Raw genomic sequence first — 22,314 nt, 5'->3', positions numbered from 1 at the left:
TGACGGCCCAACTCAGCCGCAACAAACGGTTAACAGCACATCGACGATCGGCGTCGGCGCCCGGAAAGCAGGCAGGTTAACCATTCCGCCATTCTTCGTTCACCCGGCATCCCTCCGGGGGTCGCAACGAATGCCGCGGTGCGCCCTAGCGTCACGGAGGTGGTCAAGCTCTCTGTCGTCGTGCCGTTCTTCAACGTGCAGACATACGCCCCAGACACCCTTCGGAGTCTTCGCGCGAACGCGCGGGACGACTTCGAGTTCATCCTCGTCGACGACTGTTCGACCGACGGAACGCCGGAGATCCTCCAGCGCGCCGAGCGCGACCTCCCGGGGGCGGTCCTGGTCAGACACGAGACCAACGGTGGCCTGGCCACCGCCCGCAACACCGGTCTCGACGCGGCGCGCGGCGAGTACCTGACCTTCCTCGACGGCGACGACTGGCTGGCCCCCGGCCACTACGCGCGCCTGCTGGCCGCGATGGAGGAACTGGGCTGCGACTTCGTCCGTACCGACCATGTGCAGTGCACCGGGCGTACGCGTACGGTCCACCGCGTCCCGCACGGCAGGCGCGGCGTGGTCATGTCGCCGCGCGACGCGATCCTGCCCGCCGGCCGTTCCACCTCCGTCGACTACGCGTTCGCCTGGGCCGGCATGTACCACCGCAGGCTCGCCGACCGGGGGCTGCTGCACTTCACCGACGGCCTGCGCACGGCCGAGGACCGGCCGTGGATCTGGCGGCTGCACCGGGAGGCCGAGAGCTTCGCGGCGCTCGGCACGCTCGGCGTCTTCTACCGGCGGGGCGTCGCGTCGTCGCTGACGCAGATCGGCGACGTACGGCAGCTCGATTTCATCCGGGCCTTCGATCAGGTCATCGAGGAAACGGCGAAGGACCCGGACGCCGACCGGCTTCTCCCGAAAGCCGTACGCACGTACTGCGCCATCATTTCCCACCACCTGGGAAGCATCGAAAGGTTCGAACCGGCCGTGGCACGGAAATTGCGGGTGATGAGTGCGGCGGCTCTCAAACGGATGCCGCAGGACTTCCTCAAGGACGCGCTGGATTCCATGGACGTGGAGCGTTCCGCACGGCTGCGGCGCCTGCGCCGCCGGGCCGCGTCCGCTTCCGCCGCGCCGGGGGTCGCTGCCTGATGGCCACCACGCAGATCTTCTTCGCCTCCACGCTGTACGGCGCCGCGACGCTCGCCGCCGCGATCGACAGCGACTGCTTCGCTCCGGCCGGCCGACGGCTGCTCCTGGTCGGCAACAACGCCACGACGCCCGAGACGACGCCCGCCGTCGACGAGATGCCGGGCTTCGAACGGCTGCGGGGCCGCTTCGACGACGTACTGTCCTGGAACGAGACCATCGCGCCCTTCCACCCCGGCGCCTGGTCGCCGCGCGTCGACGACATCCCGCTGTGGGAACGCCACTTGCGGCTGCTCTGGGGCCTCGGCGACGACACCGTGGAGCTGGTCGTCGAATCCATCCAGGTCAATCCGGCGCTGGCACTGACCCAGCTCTTCACGGACGCGCCGGTCGAGGTGTACGCCGACGGGCTGATGAGCTACGGCCCGACCCGCAACAAGATCGACCCGCTGATCGGTACGCGCGTACGCCGCCTGCTCCACCTGGACCTCGTACCGGGTCTGACTCCGCTGCTGCTCGGGGAGTTCGACGTACCGCCGGAGCTCGTACCGACGGAGTCCTTCCGGAAGGTCCTTACGGAACTGTCCGACGCGGAAGTGGAGTTGACCCTGCCCACGGGCTCGGCACTGCTCCTCGGCCAGTACCTGTCGGCGCTGTCGATCCTGACCGCCGAGGAGGAGGAGAACCTCCACGTCACGATGTTGCGCGGGGCGGTCGGCCGCGGCCACCGGCAGATCGTCTTCAAGCCGCACCCCACGGCGCCGGCCCGCTGGTCGCGCCTGCTGGAGCGCGAGGCACAGGCGCTGGGCGCCGAACTCACCGTCCTGGAGAGCCCGGTGCTGGCCGAGGTGCTGTACCAGCGGTTCCGTCCCGCACTGGTGGTCGGCTGCTTCTCGACGGCGCTGATGACGGCGAGCACGTTCTACGAGATCCCGGTGGCCCGCACCGGGACCGACACACTGCTGGAACGCCTCTCGCCGTACCAGAACAGCAACCGCGTACCCGTCACGATCGTCGACGCGCTGGTCCCCGACCTGACGGCGAACGACGGCGACCGCCCGGACCCGGCTCCCCTGCCGTACCTGGCGGGCCTCCTCCAGGCGGTCGGCTTCGCGATGCAGCCGCAGATCCGCTCCGACCTGCGGCCGGCGGCCGAGCGCTTCCTCACCCAGCACCTCAAGGGCCCCACCTGGCGCTATTTCAAGCGCCGCCGGCTGACCACGCTCGCGCTGCCGGGCGCGATCCCGCAGCAGTTCGCCTTCATCCCGCGCAACGCGACGCTGCGGCGCGTGGTCCGCAGGGCCCGGTCCTTCAAGCGGGCCACGCTGAAGAAGGCGGCGCTGGGCTGACGCCGGGTCTCTGCCGACGACGGTGAGGGCGGGCCACTGCTGAATCAGTGGCCCGCCCTCACTTCTTCGTGCGTCAGCGGGTCAGAACGCCGGGCGTCCGAGGACCGCCCGCAGATCCGCGGCGTTCGCCTCGGTCACCTTCCACAGCTCCTGCTGCCGGCCGTGCACATCGGCCACCGACGCGGCGTGGTCGTCAAGGAGTCCCAGCGCGCGCTCGGTGAGCACCGCCGCGAGGTTCTTGTCGTGTACGGAGATGCCCCTACGCCCACGCCCTGCTGCGCTGCGGAACTCCGAAGGAGCTCGCCGAGCATGCGGACCGGCGACAGCGGGGCGGACGCTTCAGACGCTGCTGAATGACAGCTTCGCCGCGAAGCCCAGGAACAGGACGCCCGCCGCCGACGTGGCGCCCGCCGACAGGCGCTTGCGGCGGCGGAACGCGGCGGCCAGGCGGGTGCCGCCGAAGATCAGCGCGGAGAGGTAGAGCACGCTCGCGAGCTGGGCGAAGGTGCCGAGCAGGACGAACGAGAGGGCGGGGTGGGCGTACGCCGGGTCGACGAACTGCACGAAGAAGGAGATGAAGAAGAGGATCGCCTTCGGGTTGAGCAGGCTGATCACGAGAGCGCGGCGGAACGGGCGCTCGGTGGCCACAGTGGCCTCGGCGTCGGCGGTACCCGCGTCCGTGCGCTCGTTGCGCGTGCGCCACATCGACCAGGCCGCGCGCATCATCCCGATCGCCAGCCAGGTCAGATATCCGGCACCCGCGTACTTCACGATCCCGAACAGCAGCGCGTTCGCCTGGAGCAGCGAGGCCACGCCGGCCGCGGACAGCACCATCAGCACCGCGTCGCCGCACCAGACGCCCGCGGCGGCCGTATAGCCCGTGCGTATGCCGCGCCGCGCGGCGACGGACAGGACGTAGAGGGAGTTCGGCCCCGGCAGAAGAATGATCAGTACGAGACCGACGAGGTAGGTCGGCAGATCGGTTACACCCAGCATGGGCGGAGTGTCGCATGTACGTACGGCACTCCGCCTCCGCGTTTCACATGGCGTCCAGGAAGTCCGCGTCGACGAGAGACACGTCCGCGCCTCAGAACGCGTTCGTCGGGACGTACGTCCCCCAGACCTCCCGCAGGGCGTCGCATACCTCGCCGACCGTCGCCCGCGCCCGCAGCGCGTCCTTCATCGGGTACAGGACGTTGTCCGTGCCCTCCGCCGCCTTCTTCAGCTCCACCAGCGCCGCGTCCACCGCCGCCTGGTCGCGCTCCGCGCGCAGCTTCGCGAGGCGGTCGGCCTGCTGGGCCTCGATCGCGGGGTCGACGCGCAGGGGCTCGTACGGCTCCTCCGTCTCCAGCTGGAAACGGTTCACACCGACCACGACGCGCTCGCCGCTGTCCGTCTCCAGGGCGATGCGGTACGCGCTGCGCTCGATCTCGTTCTTCTGGAAGCCGCGCTCGATGGCGTTGACCGCGCCGCCCATGTCCTCGACCTTCGCCATCAGTTCGAGCGCGGCGGCCTCGACCTCGTCGGTCATCTTCTCGACGACGTACGAGCCGGCGAACGGGTCGACGGTGGCCGTGACGTCCGTCTCGTACGCCAGGACCTGCTGGGTGCGCAGGGCCAGGCGGGCGCTCTTGTCGGTGGGGAGCGCGATCGCCTCGTCGAAGGAGTTGGTGTGCAGGGACTGGGTCCCGCCGAGGACGGCCGCCAGGCCCTGGACGGCGACGCGCACCAGGTTGACCTCGGGCTGCTGCGCGGTGAGCTGCACGCCCGCCGTCTGCGTGTGGAAGCGCAGCATCAGCGACTTCGGGTTCTTCGCGCCGAACTCGTCGCGCATCACCTTCGCCCAGATCCGGCGCGCGGCACGGAACTTGGCGACCTCTTCGAGGATGGTGGTGCGGGAGACGAAGAAGAAGGACAGGCGGGGGGCGAAGTCGTCCACGTCCATCCCGGCCGCGACGGCGGTACGGACGTACTCGATGCCGTCGGCGAGCGTGAACGCGATCTCCTGCGCGGGCGAGGCGCCGGCCTCCGCCATGTGGTAGCCGGAGATCGAGATCGTGTTCCACTTCGGGATCTCGGTCTTGCAGTACTTGAAGATGTCCGCGATCAGCCGCAGGGACGGCTTGGGCGGGAAGATGTACGTCCCGCGCGCGATGTACTCCTTCAGCACGTCGTTCTGGATCGTGCCGGTCAGCTTGTCGGCCGGTACGCCCTGCTCCTCGCCCACGAGCTGGTACATCAGGAGGAGGAGGGCTGCGGGCGCGTTGATCGTCATCGACGTCGAGACCTTGTCCAGCGGGATGCCGCCGAACAGGACGCGCATGTCGTCGATCGAGTCGATCGCGACACCGACCTTGCCGACCTCGCCGCTCGCGATCGCCGCGTCGCTGTCGTGGCCCATCTGGGTCGGCAGGTCGAAGGCGACCGACAGGCCCATCGTGCCGTTGGCGATCAGCTGCTTGTAGCGGGCGTTGGACTCGGTGGCCGTGCCGAAACCGGCGTACTGGCGCATCGTCCATGGGCGGCCGGTGTACATGGAGGGGTACACGCCGCGCGTGAAGGGGTACTTGCCGGGCTCCCCCAGCTTCTCCGCGGGGTCCCAGCCCTCCAGGGCGTCCGGCCCGTACACCGGCTCAATAGGCAGTCCCGACTCCGACTCGCGCGCCATTTGCTGTGCCTCCCGCTGAACGTACAGGGAACGTACTGGCTGGTAATTAACCGACCCTCGCGACGGACTGTAGCGGCGGGCGTGCGGCGGGTGGAGAGCCGCAGGCTGGGACCTTGCTCACAACGTCGCTCTTCCCATCATGCGGGGCTTTCGCAACCGGGCGGAGCGGGAAACAGTCCTTAAGGGCAAACGAGATGCCGGGGGCGGGAAATGGACGAGAAGCAGCGGAACAGCAGAGCCATGCGCAGAGCGGTGGCACTGGCGGCGGCCGCCGTGGTGGCCACGACCGCGGGGTGCACGGCGCAGGCGTCCGGGGCGGGGGCGGGGGCGGGGGCGGCGGCTGCGGGTGGGGCGAAGCGGGCGGCAGCGGCTTCGGCGCACACGCCTGCGAACGCTCCTGCGAACGCTCCAGTGGCGGCGGCGTCGTCCGAGGCGGCTCCGGCGGAGGGCAGGTCGGAGGGACCCGCTGAGCCGACGGCCGAGCCGAAGACCTCGCCACCCGCGCCGCCCGCGCCCAAGGTCCTCATGGCGAGTGGGGCCGAAGGGGCGCAAGTACGCGAGCTGCAGGCCAGGCTCCGTCAGATCGCCCACTTCAACCGGACCCCCACCGGCTACTACGGCCCCGTCACCGCTGCCGCCGTCTCGTCCTTCCAGAGCAAGCGCGGCCTGCCCCGTACGGGCACGACCGACACCGTGACCTGGGACAAGCTGCTGGGGATGACCAGGAAGCCGACACGCGCCGAGCTGCACCCGACGACCGCCAACCCGGTCGCCAAGCCCGACCCTCGCTGCATGACGGGCCGGGTCCTGTGCATCAGCAAGACCAGCCGCACCCTGTCCTGGATGGTCGAGGGGCGGGTCGTCTCGGCGATGGACGTGCGGTTCGGATCGCAGTACACGCCCACCCGCGAAGGGGTGTTCAGCGTGTACTGGAAGTCCCGGCACCATGTCTCGACGCTGTACGACAGCCCCATGCCGTACGCCCTGTTCTTCAGCGGCGGGCAGGCCGTCCACTACTCGTCGGACTTCGCGGCCCGCGGCTACAGCGGTGCGTCGCACGGCTGCGTCAACGTCCGGGACGAGGGGAAGATCGCGAGCCTGTTCGCGCAGGTGCGCAACGGCGACAAGGTCGTCATCTACTGGTAGCCGGCCAGGGAGAAGGAGAAGTGGCGCGGGCGGGACCGGGGGAACGTGTCCCGCCCGCGCCTGTTGCGCGGAGCCGAAGGTACGGGGGGAACCCCGGCTCGTCGCGCTGCCGATGACCAGTCGGCTCACTCTGTACTGCGTCACCCACTCGAAAAACGTCACACCTGCGCCAGGTCGGGGGCGAAAGCGCAGGTCAGCGAGGTGCGGGGCGTTGGGGTCGGTGCCGCGCCGGGGCAGCCGCTTTCGGACGCCGCTCCTCGCGCCGCTGGGGCTTCGCGGGCTTCGGGCGGCTGCGCCGGACTCCGTCTGTCGGGGCTGTGCGGTGTGCGTCGCTTCGGGGGGTCGCGTGCGCGGGGCGTTGGGGGCGGTGCCGCGCCGGGGCGTCTCCTCGGGCGTCGAACGTTCGGGTAGGTGTGGGTTCGTTCGCGGGGGTTGCGTTCAACGCCCTGCGGGGAGCGCCCCGACACGTCCCCTCACCGGCGGCCTGGCAGGTGAGGCGGGGCCGGGCGTGGCCATGCGCCGTCCCCCGGCCCTGCGGAGCGCCCCGGCACGTCCCCTCACCGGCGGCCTGGCAGGTGAGGCGGCGCTGGGCGTGGCCATGCGCCGTCCCCCGGCCCTGCGGAGCGCCCCGGCACGTCCCCTCACCGGTGGCGTGGCAGGTGAGGCGGGGCTGGGCGTGTCCGCCGGTGGTTGCCGCAACGCGGGCTGCGTGAGCCGCACCCGCCGGGGGCGCGGTGGGTCAGCCCGGGTGGGCCGAGGCGCCGGTGGTTGTGGACGGCTCGACGGTCGGCGAGGGGGGCGGGGTATAGGAGATCGGCGGCACGATCCTGCGGATGTCGGCGGGGGCGCCCTCGCTCCCGTCGGTCGCGTCGCTTCCGCCGTTCCTGCCGTTCTTGTCGCCGCTGTCTTCGCGGCCCTTGCCGCCTTCGTCTCCGCCACCGCCCGCGTCGTTCACGTCACCGGAGCCGTCCAGCACGCGGTCGCAGAAGCGCTCCACGCGGTCGGGGCCCTTGGCCGCGGCCTCCAGGCGTTGTTCGTGGTCGGGGGCGAGCTTGCCCGCGCGGTAGTCCTCGCAGGCCTTGGCCGTCTTGCGGTACCAGTCGGCGGAACCCGGACCGGGACCGGGCCCACCGTCGGCCGTTCCCGGTGCGTCGTCGCCGGGCCAGGCCGGGTGGGTGGGGGGTACGCCGGTGTCCGACCCGGGGGAGGACTCGTGCGTACCCCAGGTTTCGGCGTTGCCGGTCCCGCCGCCCGGCGTCTCGTGCGCGCCGCCGGGGGTGCCGGTGCTGTCCGGTGTGGGAAGGCCGGTGTCGCCCGGTTCAGCGGTGGTGGTCCCGGAGACGACCGGCGGTGGTGTCGCGGCGGCGGACACGGAGGACGCCGGGGCGGGGTCGGTGTCGCTGCCGAAGGGGCTGGGCAGTACGCCCGTGCCCGCCGCCACTGCGACGCCGCCGAGCGCGACACCGGCGAGTGCCCCGGCCAGCCCGAGGCGTACGGGGCGTGCCCAGCGCACGGGTACGGCGGCCCTGCGTCCGATGCGTACCGTCGAGAAGGCGGCCTCGGGGGACGCGGCCCTGGCCTTGCGGAACGCCGCCAGCGCGGCCGCCTCGCCGGGGAGTTCACCCGGCTCGTGGCCGCCGGCCCGGGCCACGCCGTCGAGGGCGGCGGAGAGGCGCTCGGCCTGGGCGCGTGCGTGTTCGCCGACAGGGCCGACAGGTTCTCCGCGCAGCAGTCGCTCCGCCGCGTCCTTGTCGAGCCACTCGTAACGCTCGTCGGCCATCACATGTCCTTCTGCGTCCGCACGCACGAATGCGTCACACCGGCGGACGTCACCTGGTCCGGTCGCGGACCTCGCTGGGGCGGTACCGCGCCGAGCTCCGCCCGCCCGCCGGCCGGGCCCGCAACCGTACCCCTGCCGCCTTCACCGCTCTCGGCGTCCGCCGCGTTCAGCAGCTCGGCCAGCCGCTTCAGGCCGCGGTGTGCGGCGGTCCGCACGGCGCCGGGGCGCTTGCCAAGGGTCTGCGCGGCGCTCTTCGCGTCGAGCCCGACGACGACGCGCAGGACGACGGCCTCGGCCTGGTCCTGCGGAAGCTGGGCGATGAGGGCGAGGGTGTCACCGGTGGCAAGGGCTTCCATCGCCTCGCCCGCGGTGTCGGAGGCGCCGGGCTTGGTGGTGAGCTCGGTTTCGTCGCCGCCGACGACGGGGCGCCGGCCGCGCATACGTATGTGATCGAGGGCACGGTTGCGCGCTATGCGCGCCGCCCAGCCCCGGAACCGGTCGGCGTCGCCGCTGAACCGGTCGAGGTCGCGGGCTATCTGGAGCCACGACTCGGAGGCGACGTCCTCTGCCTCCGGTTCGCCCACCAGCGTTCGTATGTAGCCCAACAGCCGCGGGTGCACGGCGCGGTACACAGTCCGGAAGGCGTCTTCGTCCCCGTCCTGTGCCGCGAGCACCGCGGCGGTCAGCTCCGCGTCGTCCCCCAGCACTCCCTCAACCTGTCCCAAATCGCAGCTGGTCACCGCTGCCGCGCAGCCCAGCGCGAGTCAGCACGCTACGGCGTCCGAAGGGGTCACGTCCACGACCTGCACAACGCGCGACTGTCTGCTGACAGAGAGCGGTGTGACAGAAAACGCAGGCCCGGCGCTGAGAGTAGTACGGGCCGCCGCACGGTCCGCGGACGGCGACCGGGGCCTCTCCTGTGGGGGGTGGCGGCCCCGGTCGTCCTTCCTCGGTCTGCGGCGGCCCTATCCCATGCCCGCGAGGCCCTTCCCTGGGCGCCACGGCGTCACGGCGTGCCGTCGCATCCGAGCCCTCGCCGGGCTCGCCGCCCCCAGGCCTCCCGAACGCCGTCCCGGAGCCCCGCCGGGCCGGTGACCACTGCGTCACGGCGTGGGGGGTTCGGTCTCGCCCTTGCCCTGGGTGGTGCCTTTGCCTGCCGGTCGGCCGCCGTCGCCGGGTTCGCGCTGGTCCGTGGGCTTCGTCGGATCGGCACGATCCGTCGGCTTCACCGCGCTGCCTCCGGCCGCGTTGTCGTCCGGCTTCGCCGGGGGCTGCTCCGGCGGGGCCTTGGGTGCCGTTCCCGGATTCTTCGGGGCCTTCGAGCCCTTCGGTGCCTTCGTGGAGGCCTTTCCGCCGGTGCCCGCCCCCGGCTGCCGTTCCTCAGCTGCCAGCAAGTCCTCGCAGTACGCCTCCACCGTCAGCCCGGCGTCGGCGGCGTCGGCCGTCAGCCGTTCGGAAGCCGCGCCGCGGCCGGAGACCGAGCGCCCGTTGGACGCGAGGTACGCCACGCAATGCGCCACGTCGTCCTGCGCCCGCGTCGGTCGCGCCGACCCGGAACGGGTGACACCGCCGGAGGGGAGGCGCACCGCCCCCTCCGCCGCGCTCTCCCGCGCCGCGCCGGGCGTGGGCGGCGTACCGGTGCGGGTCGCGGTCGCCGCACTGGGCCCGCCCGAACCGCCGCCACCGATGCCGAACGGCGCCGGGATCGCCCCCGTACCCGCCGCCAGCGCCACGCCACCCAGCGTCACCGTCGCCGCGACCGAGGCGAACGCCGCCCTGGCCGGAAGTGCGCCGCGCCACCGCCGGGACGGCCGCCAGTCGTCGCGCCTGCGCGCCTGCCACCAGCGCCCCGGGACAGCATGCGCGCCGGAGTCGCGCGCCTCCCGGTACGCGGCGAGCGCCGCTTCCTCGTTCGCCCCGCCGGGGCGGGGCGCGGATCGGCGTACGGCGGCCAGCAACGCCTCGACCTCCCGCGTGGCCGCCTCCTCACCCACCGCTTCCCGATCCTGCGCGTCGGCCCCGGTCCGTCGTCGCGTCCGTGCCTGCGCCTGTGGCTGCTTCCATACCCGTCTCATGTCTCATCCTTCAGCGTGCGCGGTGCCGGAGACGTCACAGCGTCCACCCGGCCGCCGCCCGCCAGTTGCTCGGCCAGCCGCTTGAGTCCGCGGTACGCCGATGTCCGCACGGATCCGCTGCGCTTGCCCAGCACCCTGGCCGCCGCGGGCCCGTCCAGACCGACGACCACGCGCAGCAGTACCGCCTCCGCCTGCTCGCGCGGCAGCGCGGCGATCATTTCCAGCGCCTGCTCGGTCGACAGCGCTTCGAGCGCGTCGTCGGCGGTGTCCTGCCTGCCGGGAAGGTCCAGTACGTCCTGCTCGATCAGCGCCGTACGGGGCCTTCGCTTCTGTTTGCGCAGATGGTCGAGCGCGCGGTGGCGGGCGATCGTCGCCGTCCAGCCGCGGAATCCCGCCCCGTCGCCGCGAAACCGCCCCAGGTCCCGCGCGATCTCCAGCCACGCCTCGGACGTCACGTCCTCGGCGTCCTCCCCCACCAGCCCCCGCACGTATCCGAGCAGCCCTGGATGCACGAGCCGGTACGCCGCTGCGAACCCGTCCTCGTCCCCCTGCTGGGCCCGCTCGACGGCAGCGCCCAGCTCCGCGTCGTACGCCTGCGTACGACGCCGCTCCCCGCCCCTGGCCACACGTCCCTCTTCGTGCCGACTCGGCACTGATCACCGTGCCCATGCCCCCTGGGAGGACGAGGCCCCCCATTGCTCTGCGCCCGCGGGCACGGAAACGTCACAGCCTCTTCCCAGCACGGGCTCGCCCCGTCGGATCCGGCGCCGGAGCGCCCTGCGGACGGCGACCTGCGGCGGTTCGGCCGTCAGCCGCCCATCTGCGCCTTGATGTGACCGATGACCTCGTTGAACTCCTCGGTCGGCGAGAAGTCGACGTACTCGCAGTCCTCCAGGGCCTCCGGCACGTGGCCGGGCGCCCAGTAGAACGCCTGGCCCGCCTCGTAGACCTCTTCGCCGTCCTTGGTCCGCATCTTCAGCCGCCCCTTGAACAGGTATCCCCAGTGCGGGCACTGGCACAGGTCGTCGGGCAGGCCCTTGGCCAGCGGCCCCATGTCCGTACCTTTGGGAAACCGTGCGAAGGCGACGGTCATGTCTCCGCCTACCTCCTGCATGCGCAGTTCCACTCCGCCGCCCTCGATCTCGACAGGAGCGTCGTTCCGGGTCGTTGCCTGCATGGCTCCTCCACGGCGGGACCCTTGGGAGGCTCGGGATCCTCCGCCTGCTCCCAGTCTGTCCCCGGCAGCACGCCCGTGCGACACGGCGGAACCGCCGTTCGGTGGCTGCGATGCAGTCGCGGAGCGCCAGGAACGCGCCGGGGACCACGAAGACGGCTCAGCCGTCGAGTCCGCCTGGGTCCTCAGCATGCCGTCCGCCGGTCCGTGAGTTCTCGACCGTCGTGTTGTCGCGCACGCGCATCGCTTCAGGCGCTGCCGCGGGCCCGGCGCGACGCCGCTGCCCGCAGTACGCGCTTGCCCTCGTTGGAGAGCTGGAGGGCGTGGTTCAGGCCACCGCCCGAGTCCTCCGAGAGCATGTCGAGGAGCTGGCACTGGCGGCGCAGTTCGCCGGCCGTGAGCGGGCTGATGCCGTCGGTCTCGCCGTTGCGGTACGCCTTCACCCGCGCCTCGTGGCCGTCCGGCGCCACCGCGTCCAGCCGCAGATGGACCTCCAGCACCGCCGCCGAGCACTCCTCGGCCCAGGCGCGCAGCGCGGGCCCGTCATAGGTGGTGGGGACCGCGGCGGCCATCCGGATGGCGAAGCCCGCCAGCTCGCCGGGGGCCGCGCCCGCGACGCGCTCCACCACGGCGGCGACTCTGCGCAGCCGGCCGAGCCACGCGTCGCCGCCCTCGACCGCGACCCACAGCGGCTTGAGCGCCTCGTCCGTGTCGAGGCCGATGCGCTCGGCGCCTTCGACGTACTCCAGCAGGGGCAGGCAGCGGTCCAGGCAGGCCACCGCGCTCGCCGCCAGGGTCCGTTCGTCGGCGCGGCCGATCAGTTCCACCAGGGTCACGGTGCCTCCCTCGGCACTGCAGGGCCCGCTCGGTGCGGGCCTTCTCCTTCCGACTGCGTACCGCGCCGCGATTGCGTCACAGTCCGCTCATCGCCGCTCACAGTCCCAGCCGGTCCAGGAAGCGCGCGAACAGCTCCTCGGCCACCGGGTCCGCCTCTTCGCGCAGTACGTCGAGCAGTGCGCCCGCGGCCACCGTCCGCCCGGTCGCGGCCGCCCACTCCACCGCTTTCGCCGCGGCTTCGTGCGGCGAGAGGAAGAGGTCCTCCAGGACCAGCCCGTCGGCGCTCAGACAGGCCGCCATCGCCTCGCGCCCCAGGCAGCCGAACCAGGACCCGGCCGCCGTCGCGGAGGTGGCGCCCTCCACGACCACGCAGGCGCTGTCCATGACGAAGGCGAACAGCGCGGGTGTCCCCGTCTCCCCGCACACGCCACGGGCGAGCGCCCCCATGTCACCGACCTGCGGCTCACTGGGCCGCGCCCACACCTGCCACCCGTCGCCCCGCGTCTCGTGGAGCGTCAGCCCTTCCCGTACGTCCGCGAGCGCGGCCAGCTCCGCGAGCGGCCGCCCGCTGCGGCCCACCACGAAGTAACCCCAGAAACCCATGCCCCGCTCCCCCCACGGCCCCCAACAGTTCCTGTCACATTCTGCCCACGACAGGTCGCTCTGTGGTCAGGTCGGCCGAACCGGCAGGCCCGGCCGTGCCCTTGAGGTGCTGCATGCGCGTCAGCGCGCGCACGAAGAGGATCGCGAGCACGGCGGCCGTGATGTCGAGCAGATCGGCGACGATCAGCTGGTCGAGGGCGTCGCGGATCGCGGCCGGCCCCTCGGCCTTCTCGTAGGTCTTGACGGCGAACCGGCCGTACAGCAAAGACGCGACCCAAGCCGTCCACCACAGGTCGAGGACGAGCTTCGGTTCCCGCTTCGCGGTCTCCAGCCCGTACGGGTCACGCCTGCTCGCCGCCCAGATGTCGACGGCGACCCCTCGCGGCATCCAGAAGTTGGCGAACGGGATGAACCAGGTGCCGATCGCCCATCCGGGCCCTCGGCGCTGAAGGTCCGGAGCGAAGACCTCGGCGTTGCGCCGTACCCGGAAGAACCAGACGAGGAAGACGACGGCCGTCACCACCAGCACCGGGGCGTACAGCTGGGACGACCGGACCAGCAGGGTCTCGGTCCGCTCCAGTTCGGCGGTGGCGATGTAGGAGAAACCCTCGGACGCCAGGGCGCCCCACTGACCCCGCGCACGGAACGAGACGAAGAGCGAGAAGCAGTCGGCCGCGACGATCGCGCAGAGCAGCGCCGTCACGGCGTACGAGAGCCCGACCGGCGAGCGCGGTACGGCCGCGGGCCCGGCGGACAGCGGCACCGCCTGCGCGCGTGGAGGCGGCTCGGACTTGGCGGCGGCGATCACGCAGCCGTCGCAGAGCCCTTCACCGGTGGTGACCTTCTCTGTCCCGCAATCAGCGCACAGCATGACTGGGCAGCCCCCCAAGAGCGCCGGAACGCCCCTCCCCAGAGGCGTGACGAATGTGCGGACGCCGGCCGGCGGCAGCATGCGGAACATACGCTGCCGCCGACCGGGCCGTCCATCACGAATCCGCAGCTCAGCCCGTGCGCTCGGCCAGCGCCTTGAAGCCCTCCCAGTCCAGGGCCGGCTTGCCCGAGTCCCACGTCTTCTGGGCCAGGGCGCGCATCGGCAGGTGGATGCCGCGCGCGACCTGCTCCTGCGTCTGCGCGTTCGAGAGATCGCACCAGATGGCGAGGCGGCCGCCCAGGATCTGGTCCGCGTAGCGGGCGGGCACCGGGGTGGTGCCGCGCAGGACCAGCGGCGTCCAGGACTCGTAGATGCGGCGGCCCGTCGGGTAGGTGAAGGTGTTGGGCTCGCCGAGTACGTAGTAGAGGTACTCGTCGTTGGCGTTGACCAGCTTGCGGCCCTCGCTCAGGTACTCCTGCGGCTCCCGCGCGCCGATCTCCTTGCCGGTCCAGTACTCGACCTCACGGTCCTGGTCCGCCTTGACGACGCCGCCGGCGTGCAGGCCGTCGTTCCAGGCCTTGAGGCTCTTGCCGTGCGGGCGAAGGGTCGCGGCGCGGTCGTTGAGCCAGCCGGTGGCCAGGTCCTGGATCTTCGCGTTCGGGCCGTACTTACGGACCGCCTCACGGGCGAGCCCCGGATACGAGGCCTCCGGGTTCCGCTTGGTCAGCGCCTGGTACTCGTCGCCGCCGAGGTGCACGTACCGGCCGGGGAAGAGGCCGGCGTACTCGCTCAGGAGATCGTCCACGATCCGCGCCGAGTCCGGGTTGGCGATGTCCACCGCGCCGCGCGCGGGCACGCCCTGGGCGTCGCGCAGCTGGAGCTCCGGGTGCGCGTCCATGACCGCGCCGAGGTGGCCCGGCGAGTCGATCTCGGGGATCACGGTGATGTGGCGGCTCTCGGCCAGCTTCACGATCCGCCGGACCTCGGCCTTGGTGAGGTGCTGCTGGGACACGACCTCGGGGTGGCTGTCCGATGCGATACGGAAACCCTGGTCGTCGGAGAAGTGCAGGCCGAGCTGGTTGAGCTTGAGGTCGCCCATCTCGCGGACGGTGTCCTCGATCCAGTCGGCGCTGAAGTGCTTGCGCGCGGTGTCGAGCATCACTCCGCGCTGCGGCTTGGCGGGCTTGTCGCGTACGACGCCCTCGGACAGGCGGCCGTCGGCGGCCAGGGCCTGCTTGACGGTGCGGGTCCCGTAGAAGACACCCGCCTCGTCGGCACCCGTGACACGGACACGCCCGTCACGCACAGTGAGGGTGTACGACTCGGGCGCGCCCCCGGGCTTCAGCGCCAGCTCGATGTCACCCGCGCGGCCCGACCCGGCGGCCGAGAAGCCGCGCTTGAGTTCCTGGGCCAGGAGCTTGCCCTCGTCGGCGAGCGCCCGGCTGTTGTCCGGCGCCACGACGACACGCGTGGAGCGCTGGGGCTTCCAGCCGGGGCCGGAGGCGGCGTCGTAGTCCTGAACCGCGGGGACGGCGCTGGGTGCCTTGGTCGGTCCTGGCTTCGCGGACGGCTTCGCCGGCTTCGACGGTGCTGCTGATGTTGCTGGTGCTGCCGGCTTCGGCGATGCTGCCGGTGTGGCCGACGACGCCGACGGCGCGGACGGCGCCGACTGCGTGACGGTGGCGATGAGCGGGACGGTCAGGGAGACCGCGGCTATGGCCAGCGGCCCCCGGAATTGCGACATCATTGGGCGAACGATGCCCAATCAGACCCTCAATCGTCCACCAATCGTCCAGTATGTGTGTCCAACCTCTCCCGTTCGAGTGAGATTCGCGCATCCGTCGGACAGCCCTCACAAAGCATCGCTAGCGTTGCGCCTCAGCCACCCCACCCTTCTCGCCTGTCCCATTCCGAGGAGCTCACGCTGTCCAGCGAATCGCCGGGACGTACGGCCACCCCCGCCCAGAGCCGCAGACCCCTCACCGCCGCCACCGCCACCGGGCTCGACCGCTTCAACGCCGCGCCCGCCGACGCCGCCGAGACCGCCCTGCTCGTCTGCTGCGACAGCCTGCGCTGGGCGCGGCGCATCGTCGGCCACCGCCCGTACCCCGACCTCGACGCGCTGCTCGCCGCGGCCGACGAGGCGGCGTACGACCTGTCCCGCGACGAGATCGCGGACGCGCTGACCGGCGAATCCTCCGCGGGCCCGGCCGAGGGCGCCCCCGCCGTCGCGCACACCGCGCTGCGCGCTGCCCACGCGGCGTACGAGAGCAGCTTCGGCCACGCCTTCGTGATCTGCCTGGACGGCTTCCCGCCCGAGGAGCATCTCGACCAGGTACTGGCGGGCATCCGGTCACGGCTTGGCAACGAAGCCGAGAAGGAACAGGCGGTCGCCGCCGACGAGCTGCGCAGGCTGGCACGGGGACGGCTCGCCCATCTCATTTCAGATCCGCAGAAAGCGGCTGTTCTTACGACAAGAGGCGACCTTGCAGGCCACACCGGCCGCGCCGACCGGCCCGATAGCCCGTCCGTGGCTGTTTGATTGCCTCTTTGATCACACCAGTGGACCCCGCGCGAACGAACCGACAACTCGTCGCTACGATGGCCGGGGCCGGTGGACCGTACCCGGCCGGGCCAGACCGACACAGAAGCCGGCATGGCCCCAATCCCCGCTCCCGGAGGGTTTTTCCGTGCCGGCTGGAACGCTGTATCGCGGCCGGGAAGGTATGTGGTCCTGGGTGGCTCATCGAGTCACCGGCGTCCTCATTTTCTTCTTCCTGTTCGTACACGTCCTCGACACCGCTCTCGTCCGCGTCTCTCCCGAGGCGTATGACGATGTCGTGGCCACCTACAAGACCCCGCTCGTGGCGCTGCTCGAGTACGGCCTTGTCGCCGCCATCCTCTTCCACGCGCTGAACGGCCTGCGGGTCATCGCCGTGGACTTCTGGTCCAAGGGCACGCGCTACCAGAAGCAGATGCTCTGGACTGTGATGGGCATCTGGATCGTGCTGATGGCAGGCGCCCTCTACCCCGTGCTCGGCCACGCCGTACGCGAAGTCTTCGGGAGCTGACGCAGAGATGTCTGAGACCACTGCTTCGACCGTCGGTCCCGTCGAGGGCGAGAGCCTCTACGACGTGGACCACCCGGCTCCCGTCATCGAGGCCCCCCGCGCTCGTACCAAGAAGACGCCCAAGTCGACCCGCACGAACTTCGAGCTGTACGGCTGGCTGTTCATGCGGCTGTCCGGCATCGTGCTGGTCGTCCTGGTCCTCGGCCACCTGCTGATCCAGCTCGTGCTGGACGGCGGCGTGTCCAAGATCGGCTTCGCCTTCGTGGCGGGCCGCTGGGCCTCGCCGTTCTGGCAGACCTGGGACCTGCTCATGCTGTGGCTGGCGATGCTGCACGGCGCCAACGGCCTGCGTACCGTCATCAACGACTACGCGGAGCGGCCGAACACCCGCTTCTGGCTGAAGAACCTGCTGTACACCGCCACGGTGTTCACCGTCCTTCTGGGCACGCTGGTGATCTTCACCTTCGACCCGAACATCCGCTAGGCCCGGGGCTGAGGCAACCACCATGAAGATTCACAAGTACGACACCGTCATCGTCGGCGCCGGTGGCGCGGGCATGCGCGCGGCCATCGAGTCGACGAAGCGCAGCCGCACCGCCGTGCTGACGAAGCTGTACCCCACCCGGTCCCACACGGGCGCCGCGCAGGGCGGCATGGCCGCCGCGCTGGCGAACGTGGAGGAGGACAACTGGGAGTGGCACACCTTCGACACGATCAAGGGCGGCGACTACCTGGTCGACCAGGACGCCGCCGAGATCCTGGCGAAGGAGGCCATCGACTCCGTTCTCGACCTGGAGAAGATGGGCCTGCCGTTCAACCGCACGCCGGACGGCACCATCGACCAGCGCCGCTTCGGCGGTCACTCCCGTAACCACGGTGAGGCCCCGGTCCGCCGGTCCTGCTACGCGTCGGACCGCACCGGCCACATGATCCTCCAGACGCTGTACCAGAACTGCGTCAAGGAGGGTGTGGAGTTCTTCAACGAGTTCTACGTCCTCGACCTGCTCATGCAGGAGATCGACGGCGTCAAGAAGTCCGCGGGCGTTGTCGCCTACGAACTGGCGACCGGCGAGATCCACGTCTTCCAGGCGAAGGCGGTCATCTTCGCCTCCGGCGGCACCGGCAAGTTCTTCAAGGTGACGTCGAACGCCCACACCCTGACCGGTGACGGCCAGGCAGCGGCGTACCGCCGTGGTCTGCCGCTGGAGGACATGGAGTTCTTCCAGTTCCACCCGACGGGCATCTGGCGCATGGGCATCCTGCTGACGGAGGGCGCCCGCGGTGAGGGCGGCATCCTCCGCAACAAGGACGGCGAGCGCTTCATGGAGAAGTACGCGCCGGTCATGAAGGACCTCGCGTCCCGTGACGTCGTCTCGCGGTCTATTTACACCGAGATCCGCGAGGGGCGCGGTTGCGGGCCCGAGGGCGACCACGTCTTCCTCGACCTGACGCACCTGCCGCCGGAGCAGCTCGACGCGAAGCTCCCGGACATCACGGAGTTCGCGCGTACGTACCTGGGCATCGAGCCGTACACGGACCCGATCCCGATCCAGCCGACCGCGCACTACGCCATGGGCGGCATCCCCACGAACGTCAAGGGTGAGGTCCTCGCGGACAACACCACGGTCGTTCCAGGTCTGTACGCCGCCGGTGAGGTCGCCTGCGTCTCGGTGCACGGCGCGAACCGTCTGGGTACGAACTCGCTGCTCGACATCAACGTCTTCGGCAAGCGCGCCGGCATCGCCGCCGCCGAGTACTCGGCCGCGAACGACTATGTCGAGCTTCCCGAGGACCCGGCGTCGCTCGTCGTCGCGCAGGTCGAGCGCCTGCGCAGCAACACCGGCAGCGAGCGGGTCCACGACATCCGCCGGGAGCTCCAGGAGACGATGGACGCCAACGTGATGGTGTTCCGTACCGAGCAGACGATCAAGACGGCGGTCGAGAAGATCGGCGAGCTGCGCGAGCGTTACCTCAACGTCTCGATCCAGGACAAGGGCAAGCGGTTCAACACCGACCTGCTGGAGGCCATCGAGCTGGGCAACCTGCTCGACCTGGCCGAGGTCATGGCCGTGTCCGCCCTGGCGCGCAAGGAGTCCCGCGGCGGTCACTACCGCGAGGACTTCCCGAACCGCGACGACGTCAACTTCATGCGCCACACCATGGCGTACCGCGAGGTCGGCGACGACGGCACGCAGTCGATCCGTCTCGACTACAAGCCGGTCGTCCAGACCCGCTACCAGCCGATGGAGCGTAAGTACTGATGGCTACCCCGACTCTGGACAAGGTCGACGACGCGAAGCCCGCGGCCGTCCCCTCGCCGTACATCACGGTCACGTTCCGGATCCGCCGCTTCAACCCGGAGATCTCCGCCGAGGCCGAGTGGCAGGACTTCCCGATCGAGATCGACCCGAAGGAGCGTGTGCTCGACGGTCTCCACAAGATCAAGTGGGAGACCGACGGCACGCTGACCTTCCGCCGTTCGTGCGCGCACGGCATCTGCGGCTCCGACGCGATGCGGATCAACGGCAAGAACAGGCTCGCCTGCAAGACGCTGATCAAGGACATCAACCCGGAGAAGCCGATCACGATCGAGGCCATAAAGGGCCTCACGGTCCTCAAGGACCTCGTGGTCGACATGGACCCGTTCTTCCAGGCGTACCGCGACGTCATGCCCTTCCTCATCACGAAGGGCAACGAGCCGACGCGTGAGCGTCTGCAGTCCGCCGAGGACCGCGAGCGCTTCGACGACACCACCAAGTGCATCCTGTGCGCCGCGTGCACGTCCTCGTGCCCGGTGTTCTGGAACGACGGCCAGTACTTCGGCCCGGCGGCGATCGTCAACGCGCACCGCTTCATCTTCGACTCGCGTGACGAGGGCGGCGAGCAGCGGCTGGAGATCCTGAACGACAAGGACGGCGTGTGGCGTTGCCGTACGACGTTCAACTGCACGGACGCCTGCCCGCGCGGTATCGAGGTCACCAAGGCCATCCAGGAAGTGAAGCGCGCACTGATCACGCGCCGCTTCTGACCTGTACGCGCACAACGCTGCCCCGTCGCCCGGTTCTTCCGGGTGGCGGGGCCGTTGTGTGTCAGGATCGGGGGGACCAGGGCAGCAGGCTGAGGGGAGCCCGGAAACATGAGTGATCCGAATCCGTACGCGACGGACGGCGACCCGAACGGCGCCTACCAGTGGGGCCCTGTCCCCGGCTACGGCTACGGCTACCCGCAGCAGCCGACGCTGCCGGGGGCGCCGATGCCGTACACCGGCCCGCCGGCGGGTTTCGCGGGCGCGCCGCTCATGTCGGTCGGTGACATCACCGTCATGCCCGACGCCATCGTCACCCCGTCCGGCACGATGCCGCTCAAGGGCGCGGTGTGGACGGTCACCGACATGTCGCGCACCGAGGAGCGGATGCCGACGGCCGCAGTCGTGCTGGCCGTCGTCTTCTTCATCTTCTGCCTGCTCGGGCTGCTCTTCCTCCTGATGAAGGAGAAGGTGACGACCGGCTACGTCCAGGTCACCGTGACCAGCGGCGGCCGCCATCACTCCACGGTGGTCCCGGCCCTCGGCCCGCAGACCCTGCACACGGTCATGGGGCAGATCAACTACGCCCGCTCGCTCAGCGCCTGAGGCTCGTCAGGCTCGTACGGCATCACGGGCCGCTCGAAGAACGTCTCAAGCGACACCGTCGCACTGGTGCCGCTGACGCCCTCGATCTCGTACAACCGCCGTAGTACGTCCTGGAGTTGCCCGGTCGTCGAGGTCCGCACCTTGACGAGTACGGACGCGCTGCCCGCGATGACGTGGGCCTCCTCGATCTCCGGGATCGCGGCGAAGGCGGCGGCCGAATCACCCATCCACGCCGACGATTCGACGTGGACGAAGGCCAGTACGCCGCGCCCGAGCGCCGCCGGGTCGACGTCCACCGTCGTACGGCGGATCACGCCGCGCTCGCGGAGTTTGCGTACGCGCTCGTGGGCGGCGCCCGCCGAGAGGCCGACGGCCTTGCCCAGGGCCGCGTACGACTGGGTGGCGTCCCGCTGGAGGAGGGCGACGAGTTCACGGTCTATCAGGTCCACGCTTGCCACCGTATCCCATCCTGCGATAGTCATTCATAGCCGGATGATGTTCAGCGATGCAGCAGAAGGGCTTGACCATGTCCTCCACTGGCCGTACTTCGATTTACGAGATCCTGGACGAACGCTTCCGCACCGGACGGTGTGCCAATGGGGACGAGCGGCTGGAGACGCTGTACGACGACTGCCGCTGGGCCGAGGGGCCGCTCTATCTGCCCGCCTGGCGGCAGACCGTCTGGAGCGACATCCCCAATGACCGCCTGCTGCGGTGGGACGAGACGACCGGCGCCGTCAGCGTCTTCCGCTCCCCCGCCGGGCACACGAACGGCAACACTCTCGACCGCGAGGGCCGGCTGATCAGCTGCGAGCAGGGCAACCGCCGCGTCAGCCGCACCGAGCACGACGGCCGGATCACCGTCATCGCCGACCGCTTCGAGGGCAAGCGGCTCAACAGCCCGAACGACGCCACCGTGCACTCCGACGGCTCGATCTGGTTCTCCGACCCGGACTTCGGGATCACCAGCGACTACGAGGGCTACCGCGCGGAGAGCGAGATCGGCTCCTGCAACGTCTACCGGGCGGACCCGGCGACCGGCGAGGTGCGTCTCGTCACCGACAGCACCGAGGCGCCGAACGGGCTCGTCTTCTCTCCCGACGAGCGGCAGTTGTACGTCTCCGACACGCGGGGCGGCTGTATCCGCGTCTTCGACGTACGGGAGGACGGCACGCTCTCCGACGGCAAGGTGTTCGCCGAGGCGAGGAACGGCGCGCGGTTCGACAACCTCCGCTTCGACGACGAGGGGCGGCTGTGGGTGGCGGCGATGGACGACGGCGTCCACTGCTACGACCCGGACGGCACGCTCATCGGCCGCCTCCTCGTCCCCGAGGCCGTCTCGAACATCTCCTTCGGCGGCCCGAAGAGCAACCGCGCGTTCATCACGGCGACGACGACGCTGTACTCGCTGGTGATGTCCGTGACGGGGGCGCCCCGGATCCGCCGTACGCGCTGATCCGTCAGTCCTGGGCGGGGATGTCGAGGGCGGTTCCGTAGAGGCGGGACACCTGGATGCGGATGACCACGCGCCGGTCGGGCGCCGGCTGCTCGGTGAGGGCTGCCCGGCCCGCCGGGTCAACTATCTCCGCCGCACCCTCGGCGACGGCGAACGACCCTACGTCGGGGCCGGCGACGTGCAGCGACGTATGCGGATCGCGGCGCAGTTGACGGACCTTGAGGCGGTCGGCGGTGGACGAGATGGTCAGGACGCGCTGCTCGGCGTTTCAGTCGGAGAGGACCGCGACGCCCACGGCCATGCCGATCTGCTGTGTGGTGTTGAACAGCCCGGAGGCGAGACCGGCGTCCTCCTCGCTCGCGCCGGACATGCCGAGGGTGGTCAGCGCGGGGAGGGCGAGGCCGAAGCCTTCCTTGGGCTCGGTGAACAGCGTCACCAGTGGCCGGCATCGCCACGGTCACGATGGAGCCGTCGAGGATGATCATCAGCATCCCGGTGGCGATGACT

24 protein-coding genes and 1 pseudogene are annotated in these 22,314 nt (G+C 70.7%); 10 read left to right on the top strand and 15 right to left on the bottom strand.

Annotated elements, in window-relative coordinates; all coding sequences use genetic code 11:
- Positions 1-159 precede the first annotated feature (159 nt).
- Both J7E91_RS00525 and J7E91_RS00520 read left to right on the top strand, forming a co-directional pair.
- On the top strand, positions 160-1,149 hold the full coding sequence (locus J7E91_RS00525; RefSeq protein WP_214898097.1) for a glycosyltransferase family 2 protein: 990 nt from the start codon (positions 160-162) through the stop codon (positions 1,147-1,149).
- Entirely contained in the window at positions 1,149-2,495 is a 1,347-nt protein-coding gene (locus J7E91_RS00520) for an alpha-2,8-polysialyltransferase family protein (RefSeq protein WP_214898095.1), read from the top strand. The genes J7E91_RS00525 and J7E91_RS00520 overlap by 1 nt, the downstream gene beginning before the upstream one ends.
- A gap of 81 nt (positions 2,496-2,576) precedes the next feature.
- Here J7E91_RS00520 and J7E91_RS00515 read toward each other — a convergent pair.
- The 3 genes and pseudogenes from J7E91_RS00515 to J7E91_RS00505 all read right to left on the bottom strand — a co-directional run.
- A pseudogene (locus J7E91_RS00515) lies at positions 2,577-2,759 on the bottom strand (hypothetical protein); the annotation flags it as partial.
- A gap of 75 nt (positions 2,760-2,834) precedes the next feature.
- Positions 2,835-3,491, bottom strand: coding sequence for a leucine efflux protein LeuE (leuE, locus tag J7E91_RS00510; protein ID WP_214898091.1), 657 nt, complete (start codon positions 3,489-3,491; stop codon positions 2,835-2,837).
- Between the two features lie 91 nt (positions 3,492-3,582).
- The gene (locus J7E91_RS00505; protein ID WP_214898089.1) at positions 3,583-5,163 is read right to left on the bottom strand and encodes a methylmalonyl-CoA mutase; all 1,581 of its coding nucleotides are present in this window, start codon (positions 5,161-5,163) and stop codon (positions 3,583-3,585) included.
- 210 nt (positions 5,164-5,373) lie between these two features.
- On the opposite strand from J7E91_RS00505, the gene J7E91_RS00500 reads away from it, so the two are divergent.
- A complete protein-coding gene (locus tag J7E91_RS00500; RefSeq protein ID WP_214898087.1) occupies positions 5,374-6,309 on the top strand; it encodes a L,D-transpeptidase family protein in 936 nt (311 codons plus the stop codon).
- A gap of 739 nt (positions 6,310-7,048) precedes the next feature.
- On the opposite strand, the gene J7E91_RS00495 is transcribed toward J7E91_RS00500, so the two are convergent.
- From J7E91_RS00495 to J7E91_RS00455, 9 genes are all read right to left on the bottom strand, one after another.
- Positions 7,049-8,089 carry a hypothetical protein gene (locus tag J7E91_RS00495; protein WP_214898085.1) on the bottom strand — a complete coding sequence of 347 codons (1,041 nt, stop codon included), beginning with the start codon at positions 8,087-8,089 and terminating at the stop codon, positions 7,049-7,051.
- Positions 8,089-8,796 (bottom strand): RNA polymerase sigma factor, encoded by a 708-nt coding sequence (locus J7E91_RS00490; protein WP_214898342.1) that lies wholly within the window; start codon positions 8,794-8,796, stop codon positions 8,089-8,091. Before J7E91_RS00490 ends, J7E91_RS00495 begins: the two co-directional genes overlap by 1 nt.
- Positions 8,797-9,192: 396 nt before the next feature.
- Positions 9,193-10,164, bottom strand: a complete 972-nt coding sequence (locus J7E91_RS00485; protein WP_214898079.1) for a hypothetical protein — start codon at positions 10,162-10,164, stop codon at positions 9,193-9,195.
- Entirely contained in the window at positions 10,161-10,790 is a 630-nt protein-coding gene (locus J7E91_RS00480; protein WP_214898073.1) for an RNA polymerase sigma factor, read from the bottom strand. The genes J7E91_RS00485 and J7E91_RS00480 overlap by 4 nt, the downstream gene beginning before the upstream one ends.
- A 182-nt stretch (positions 10,791-10,972) precedes the next feature.
- Positions 10,973-11,341 carry a hypothetical protein gene (locus J7E91_RS00475; RefSeq protein ID WP_214898072.1) on the bottom strand — a complete coding sequence of 123 codons (369 nt, stop codon included), beginning with the start codon at positions 11,339-11,341 and terminating at the stop codon, positions 10,973-10,975.
- A 245-nt stretch (positions 11,342-11,586) separates the two neighbouring features.
- A complete protein-coding gene (locus J7E91_RS00470; protein ID WP_214898071.1) occupies positions 11,587-12,174 on the bottom strand; it encodes a hypothetical protein in 588 nt (195 codons plus the stop codon).
- Positions 12,175-12,271: 97 nt separating this feature from the next.
- Complete coding sequence (locus tag J7E91_RS00465) at positions 12,272-12,778, bottom strand: hypothetical protein (protein ID WP_214898070.1); 507 nt, start codon at positions 12,776-12,778, stop codon at positions 12,272-12,274.
- Between the two features lie 34 nt (positions 12,779-12,812).
- Positions 12,813-13,649, bottom strand: a complete 837-nt coding sequence (locus J7E91_RS00460; RefSeq protein ID WP_214898069.1) for a DUF4328 domain-containing protein — start codon at positions 13,647-13,649, stop codon at positions 12,813-12,815.
- A gap of 130 nt (positions 13,650-13,779) precedes the next feature.
- Positions 13,780-15,396 (bottom strand): glycoside hydrolase family 20 protein, encoded by a 1,617-nt coding sequence (locus J7E91_RS00455; RefSeq protein ID WP_251014980.1) that lies wholly within the window; start codon positions 15,394-15,396, stop codon positions 13,780-13,782.
- A gap of 177 nt (positions 15,397-15,573) precedes the next feature.
- On the opposite strand from J7E91_RS00455, the gene J7E91_RS00450 reads away from it, so the two are divergent.
- The 6 genes from J7E91_RS00450 (at position 15,574) to J7E91_RS00425 (ending at position 20,351) form a co-directional block, all read left to right on the top strand.
- On the top strand, positions 15,574-16,191 hold the full coding sequence (locus tag J7E91_RS00450) for a 2-oxo-4-hydroxy-4-carboxy-5-ureidoimidazoline decarboxylase (protein WP_214898338.1): 618 nt from the start codon (positions 15,574-15,576) through the stop codon (positions 16,189-16,191).
- Positions 16,192-16,339: 148 nt separating this feature from the next.
- The gene (gene sdhC / locus J7E91_RS00445) at positions 16,340-16,720 is read left to right on the top strand and encodes a succinate dehydrogenase, cytochrome b556 subunit (protein WP_078606921.1); all 381 of its coding nucleotides are present in this window, start codon (positions 16,340-16,342) and stop codon (positions 16,718-16,720) included.
- Positions 16,721-16,727: 7 nt separating this feature from the next.
- Complete coding sequence (locus J7E91_RS00440) at positions 16,728-17,204, top strand: succinate dehydrogenase hydrophobic membrane anchor subunit (RefSeq protein ID WP_214898068.1); 477 nt, start codon at positions 16,728-16,730, stop codon at positions 17,202-17,204.
- A gap of 22 nt (positions 17,205-17,226) precedes the next feature.
- Positions 17,227-18,981: a succinate dehydrogenase flavoprotein subunit gene (gene sdhA, locus J7E91_RS00435; RefSeq protein WP_214898066.1), complete on the top strand. Its 1,755-nt coding sequence runs from the start codon at positions 17,227-17,229 to the stop codon at positions 18,979-18,981.
- Positions 18,981-19,748, top strand: a complete 768-nt coding sequence (locus J7E91_RS00430; protein ID WP_069927308.1) for a succinate dehydrogenase iron-sulfur subunit — start codon at positions 18,981-18,983, stop codon at positions 19,746-19,748. The genes sdhA and J7E91_RS00430 overlap by 1 nt, the downstream gene beginning before the upstream one ends.
- Before the next feature lie 108 nt (positions 19,749-19,856).
- Positions 19,857-20,351, top strand: coding sequence for a hypothetical protein (locus tag J7E91_RS00425; protein ID WP_214898064.1), 495 nt, complete (start codon positions 19,857-19,859; stop codon positions 20,349-20,351).
- On the opposite strand, the gene J7E91_RS00420 is transcribed toward J7E91_RS00425, so the two are convergent.
- Positions 20,327-20,800 (bottom strand): Lrp/AsnC family transcriptional regulator, encoded by a 474-nt coding sequence (locus tag J7E91_RS00420; protein WP_214898062.1) that lies wholly within the window; start codon positions 20,798-20,800, stop codon positions 20,327-20,329. The two genes, J7E91_RS00425 and J7E91_RS00420, sit on opposite strands and share 25 nt — an antisense overlap.
- A 77-nt stretch (positions 20,801-20,877) precedes the next feature.
- Here J7E91_RS00420 and J7E91_RS00415 point away from each other — a divergent pair, with 77 nt between their 5' ends.
- Positions 20,878-21,807: an SMP-30/gluconolactonase/LRE family protein gene (locus J7E91_RS00415; RefSeq protein WP_214898060.1), complete on the top strand. Its 930-nt coding sequence runs from the start codon at positions 20,878-20,880 to the stop codon at positions 21,805-21,807.
- A gap of 4 nt (positions 21,808-21,811) precedes the next feature.
- Here the strand turns inward: J7E91_RS00415 and J7E91_RS00410 are convergent, their stop codons facing one another.
- Complete coding sequence (locus J7E91_RS00410; RefSeq protein WP_308375900.1) at positions 21,812-22,051, bottom strand: hypothetical protein; 240 nt, start codon at positions 22,049-22,051, stop codon at positions 21,812-21,814.
- 24 nt (positions 22,052-22,075) lie between these two features.
- A complete protein-coding gene (locus J7E91_RS00405; protein WP_251014978.1) occupies positions 22,076-22,243 on the bottom strand; it encodes a hypothetical protein in 168 nt (55 codons plus the stop codon).
- Positions 22,244-22,314 lie beyond the last annotated feature (71 nt).

It is taken from the genome of Streptomyces sp. ISL-99, from assembly GCF_018614005.1.
In the GTDB taxonomy this organism is placed as follows: domain Bacteria; phylum Actinomycetota; class Actinomycetes; order Streptomycetales; family Streptomycetaceae; genus Streptomyces; species Streptomyces flavidovirens.
The sequence above is the reverse complement of the archived record's forward strand: the minus strand, read 5'-3'. Positions and strand labels throughout refer to the sequence as shown.

Bases quoted from the DNA above. Each gene is read 5' to 3' on its own strand.
- J7E91_RS00520 (WP_214898095.1), top strand. From the start codon at position 1,149: ATGGCCACCACGCAGATCTTCTTCGCCTCCACGCTGTACGGCGCCGCG.
- leuE (WP_214898091.1), bottom strand. From the start codon at position 3,491: ATGCTGGGTGTAACCGATCTGCCGACCTACCTCGTCGGTCTCGTACTG.
- J7E91_RS00505 (WP_214898089.1), bottom strand. From the start codon at position 5,163: ATGGCGCGCGAGTCGGAGTCGGGACTGCCTATTGAGCCGGTGTACGGG.
- J7E91_RS00500 (WP_214898087.1), top strand. From the start codon at position 5,374: ATGGACGAGAAGCAGCGGAACAGCAGAGCCATGCGCAGAGCGGTGGCA.
- J7E91_RS00495 (WP_214898085.1), bottom strand. From the start codon at position 8,089: ATGGCCGACGAGCGTTACGAGTGGCTCGACAAGGACGCGGCGGAGCGA.
- J7E91_RS00485 (WP_214898079.1), bottom strand. From the start codon at position 10,164: ATGAGACGGGTATGGAAGCAGCCACAGGCGCAGGCACGGACGCGACGA.
- J7E91_RS00475 (WP_214898072.1), bottom strand. From the start codon at position 11,341: ATGCAGGCAACGACCCGGAACGACGCTCCTGTCGAGATCGAGGGCGGC.
- J7E91_RS00465 (WP_214898070.1), bottom strand. From the start codon at position 12,778: ATGGGTTTCTGGGGTTACTTCGTGGTGGGCCGCAGCGGGCGGCCGCTC.
- J7E91_RS00460 (WP_214898069.1), bottom strand. From the start codon at position 13,649: ATGCTGTGCGCTGATTGCGGGACAGAGAAGGTCACCACCGGTGAAGGG.
- J7E91_RS00455 (WP_251014980.1), bottom strand. From the start codon at position 15,396: ATGATGTCGCAATTCCGGGGGCCGCTGGCCATAGCCGCGGTCTCCCTG.
- J7E91_RS00440 (WP_214898068.1), top strand. From the start codon at position 16,728: ATGTCTGAGACCACTGCTTCGACCGTCGGTCCCGTCGAGGGCGAGAGC.
- sdhA (WP_214898066.1), top strand. From the start codon at position 17,227: ATGAAGATTCACAAGTACGACACCGTCATCGTCGGCGCCGGTGGCGCG.
- J7E91_RS00430 (WP_069927308.1), top strand. From the start codon at position 18,981: ATGGCTACCCCGACTCTGGACAAGGTCGACGACGCGAAGCCCGCGGCC.
- J7E91_RS00425 (WP_214898064.1), top strand. From the start codon at position 19,857: ATGAGTGATCCGAATCCGTACGCGACGGACGGCGACCCGAACGGCGCC.
- J7E91_RS00415 (WP_214898060.1), top strand. From the start codon at position 20,878: ATGTCCTCCACTGGCCGTACTTCGATTTACGAGATCCTGGACGAACGC.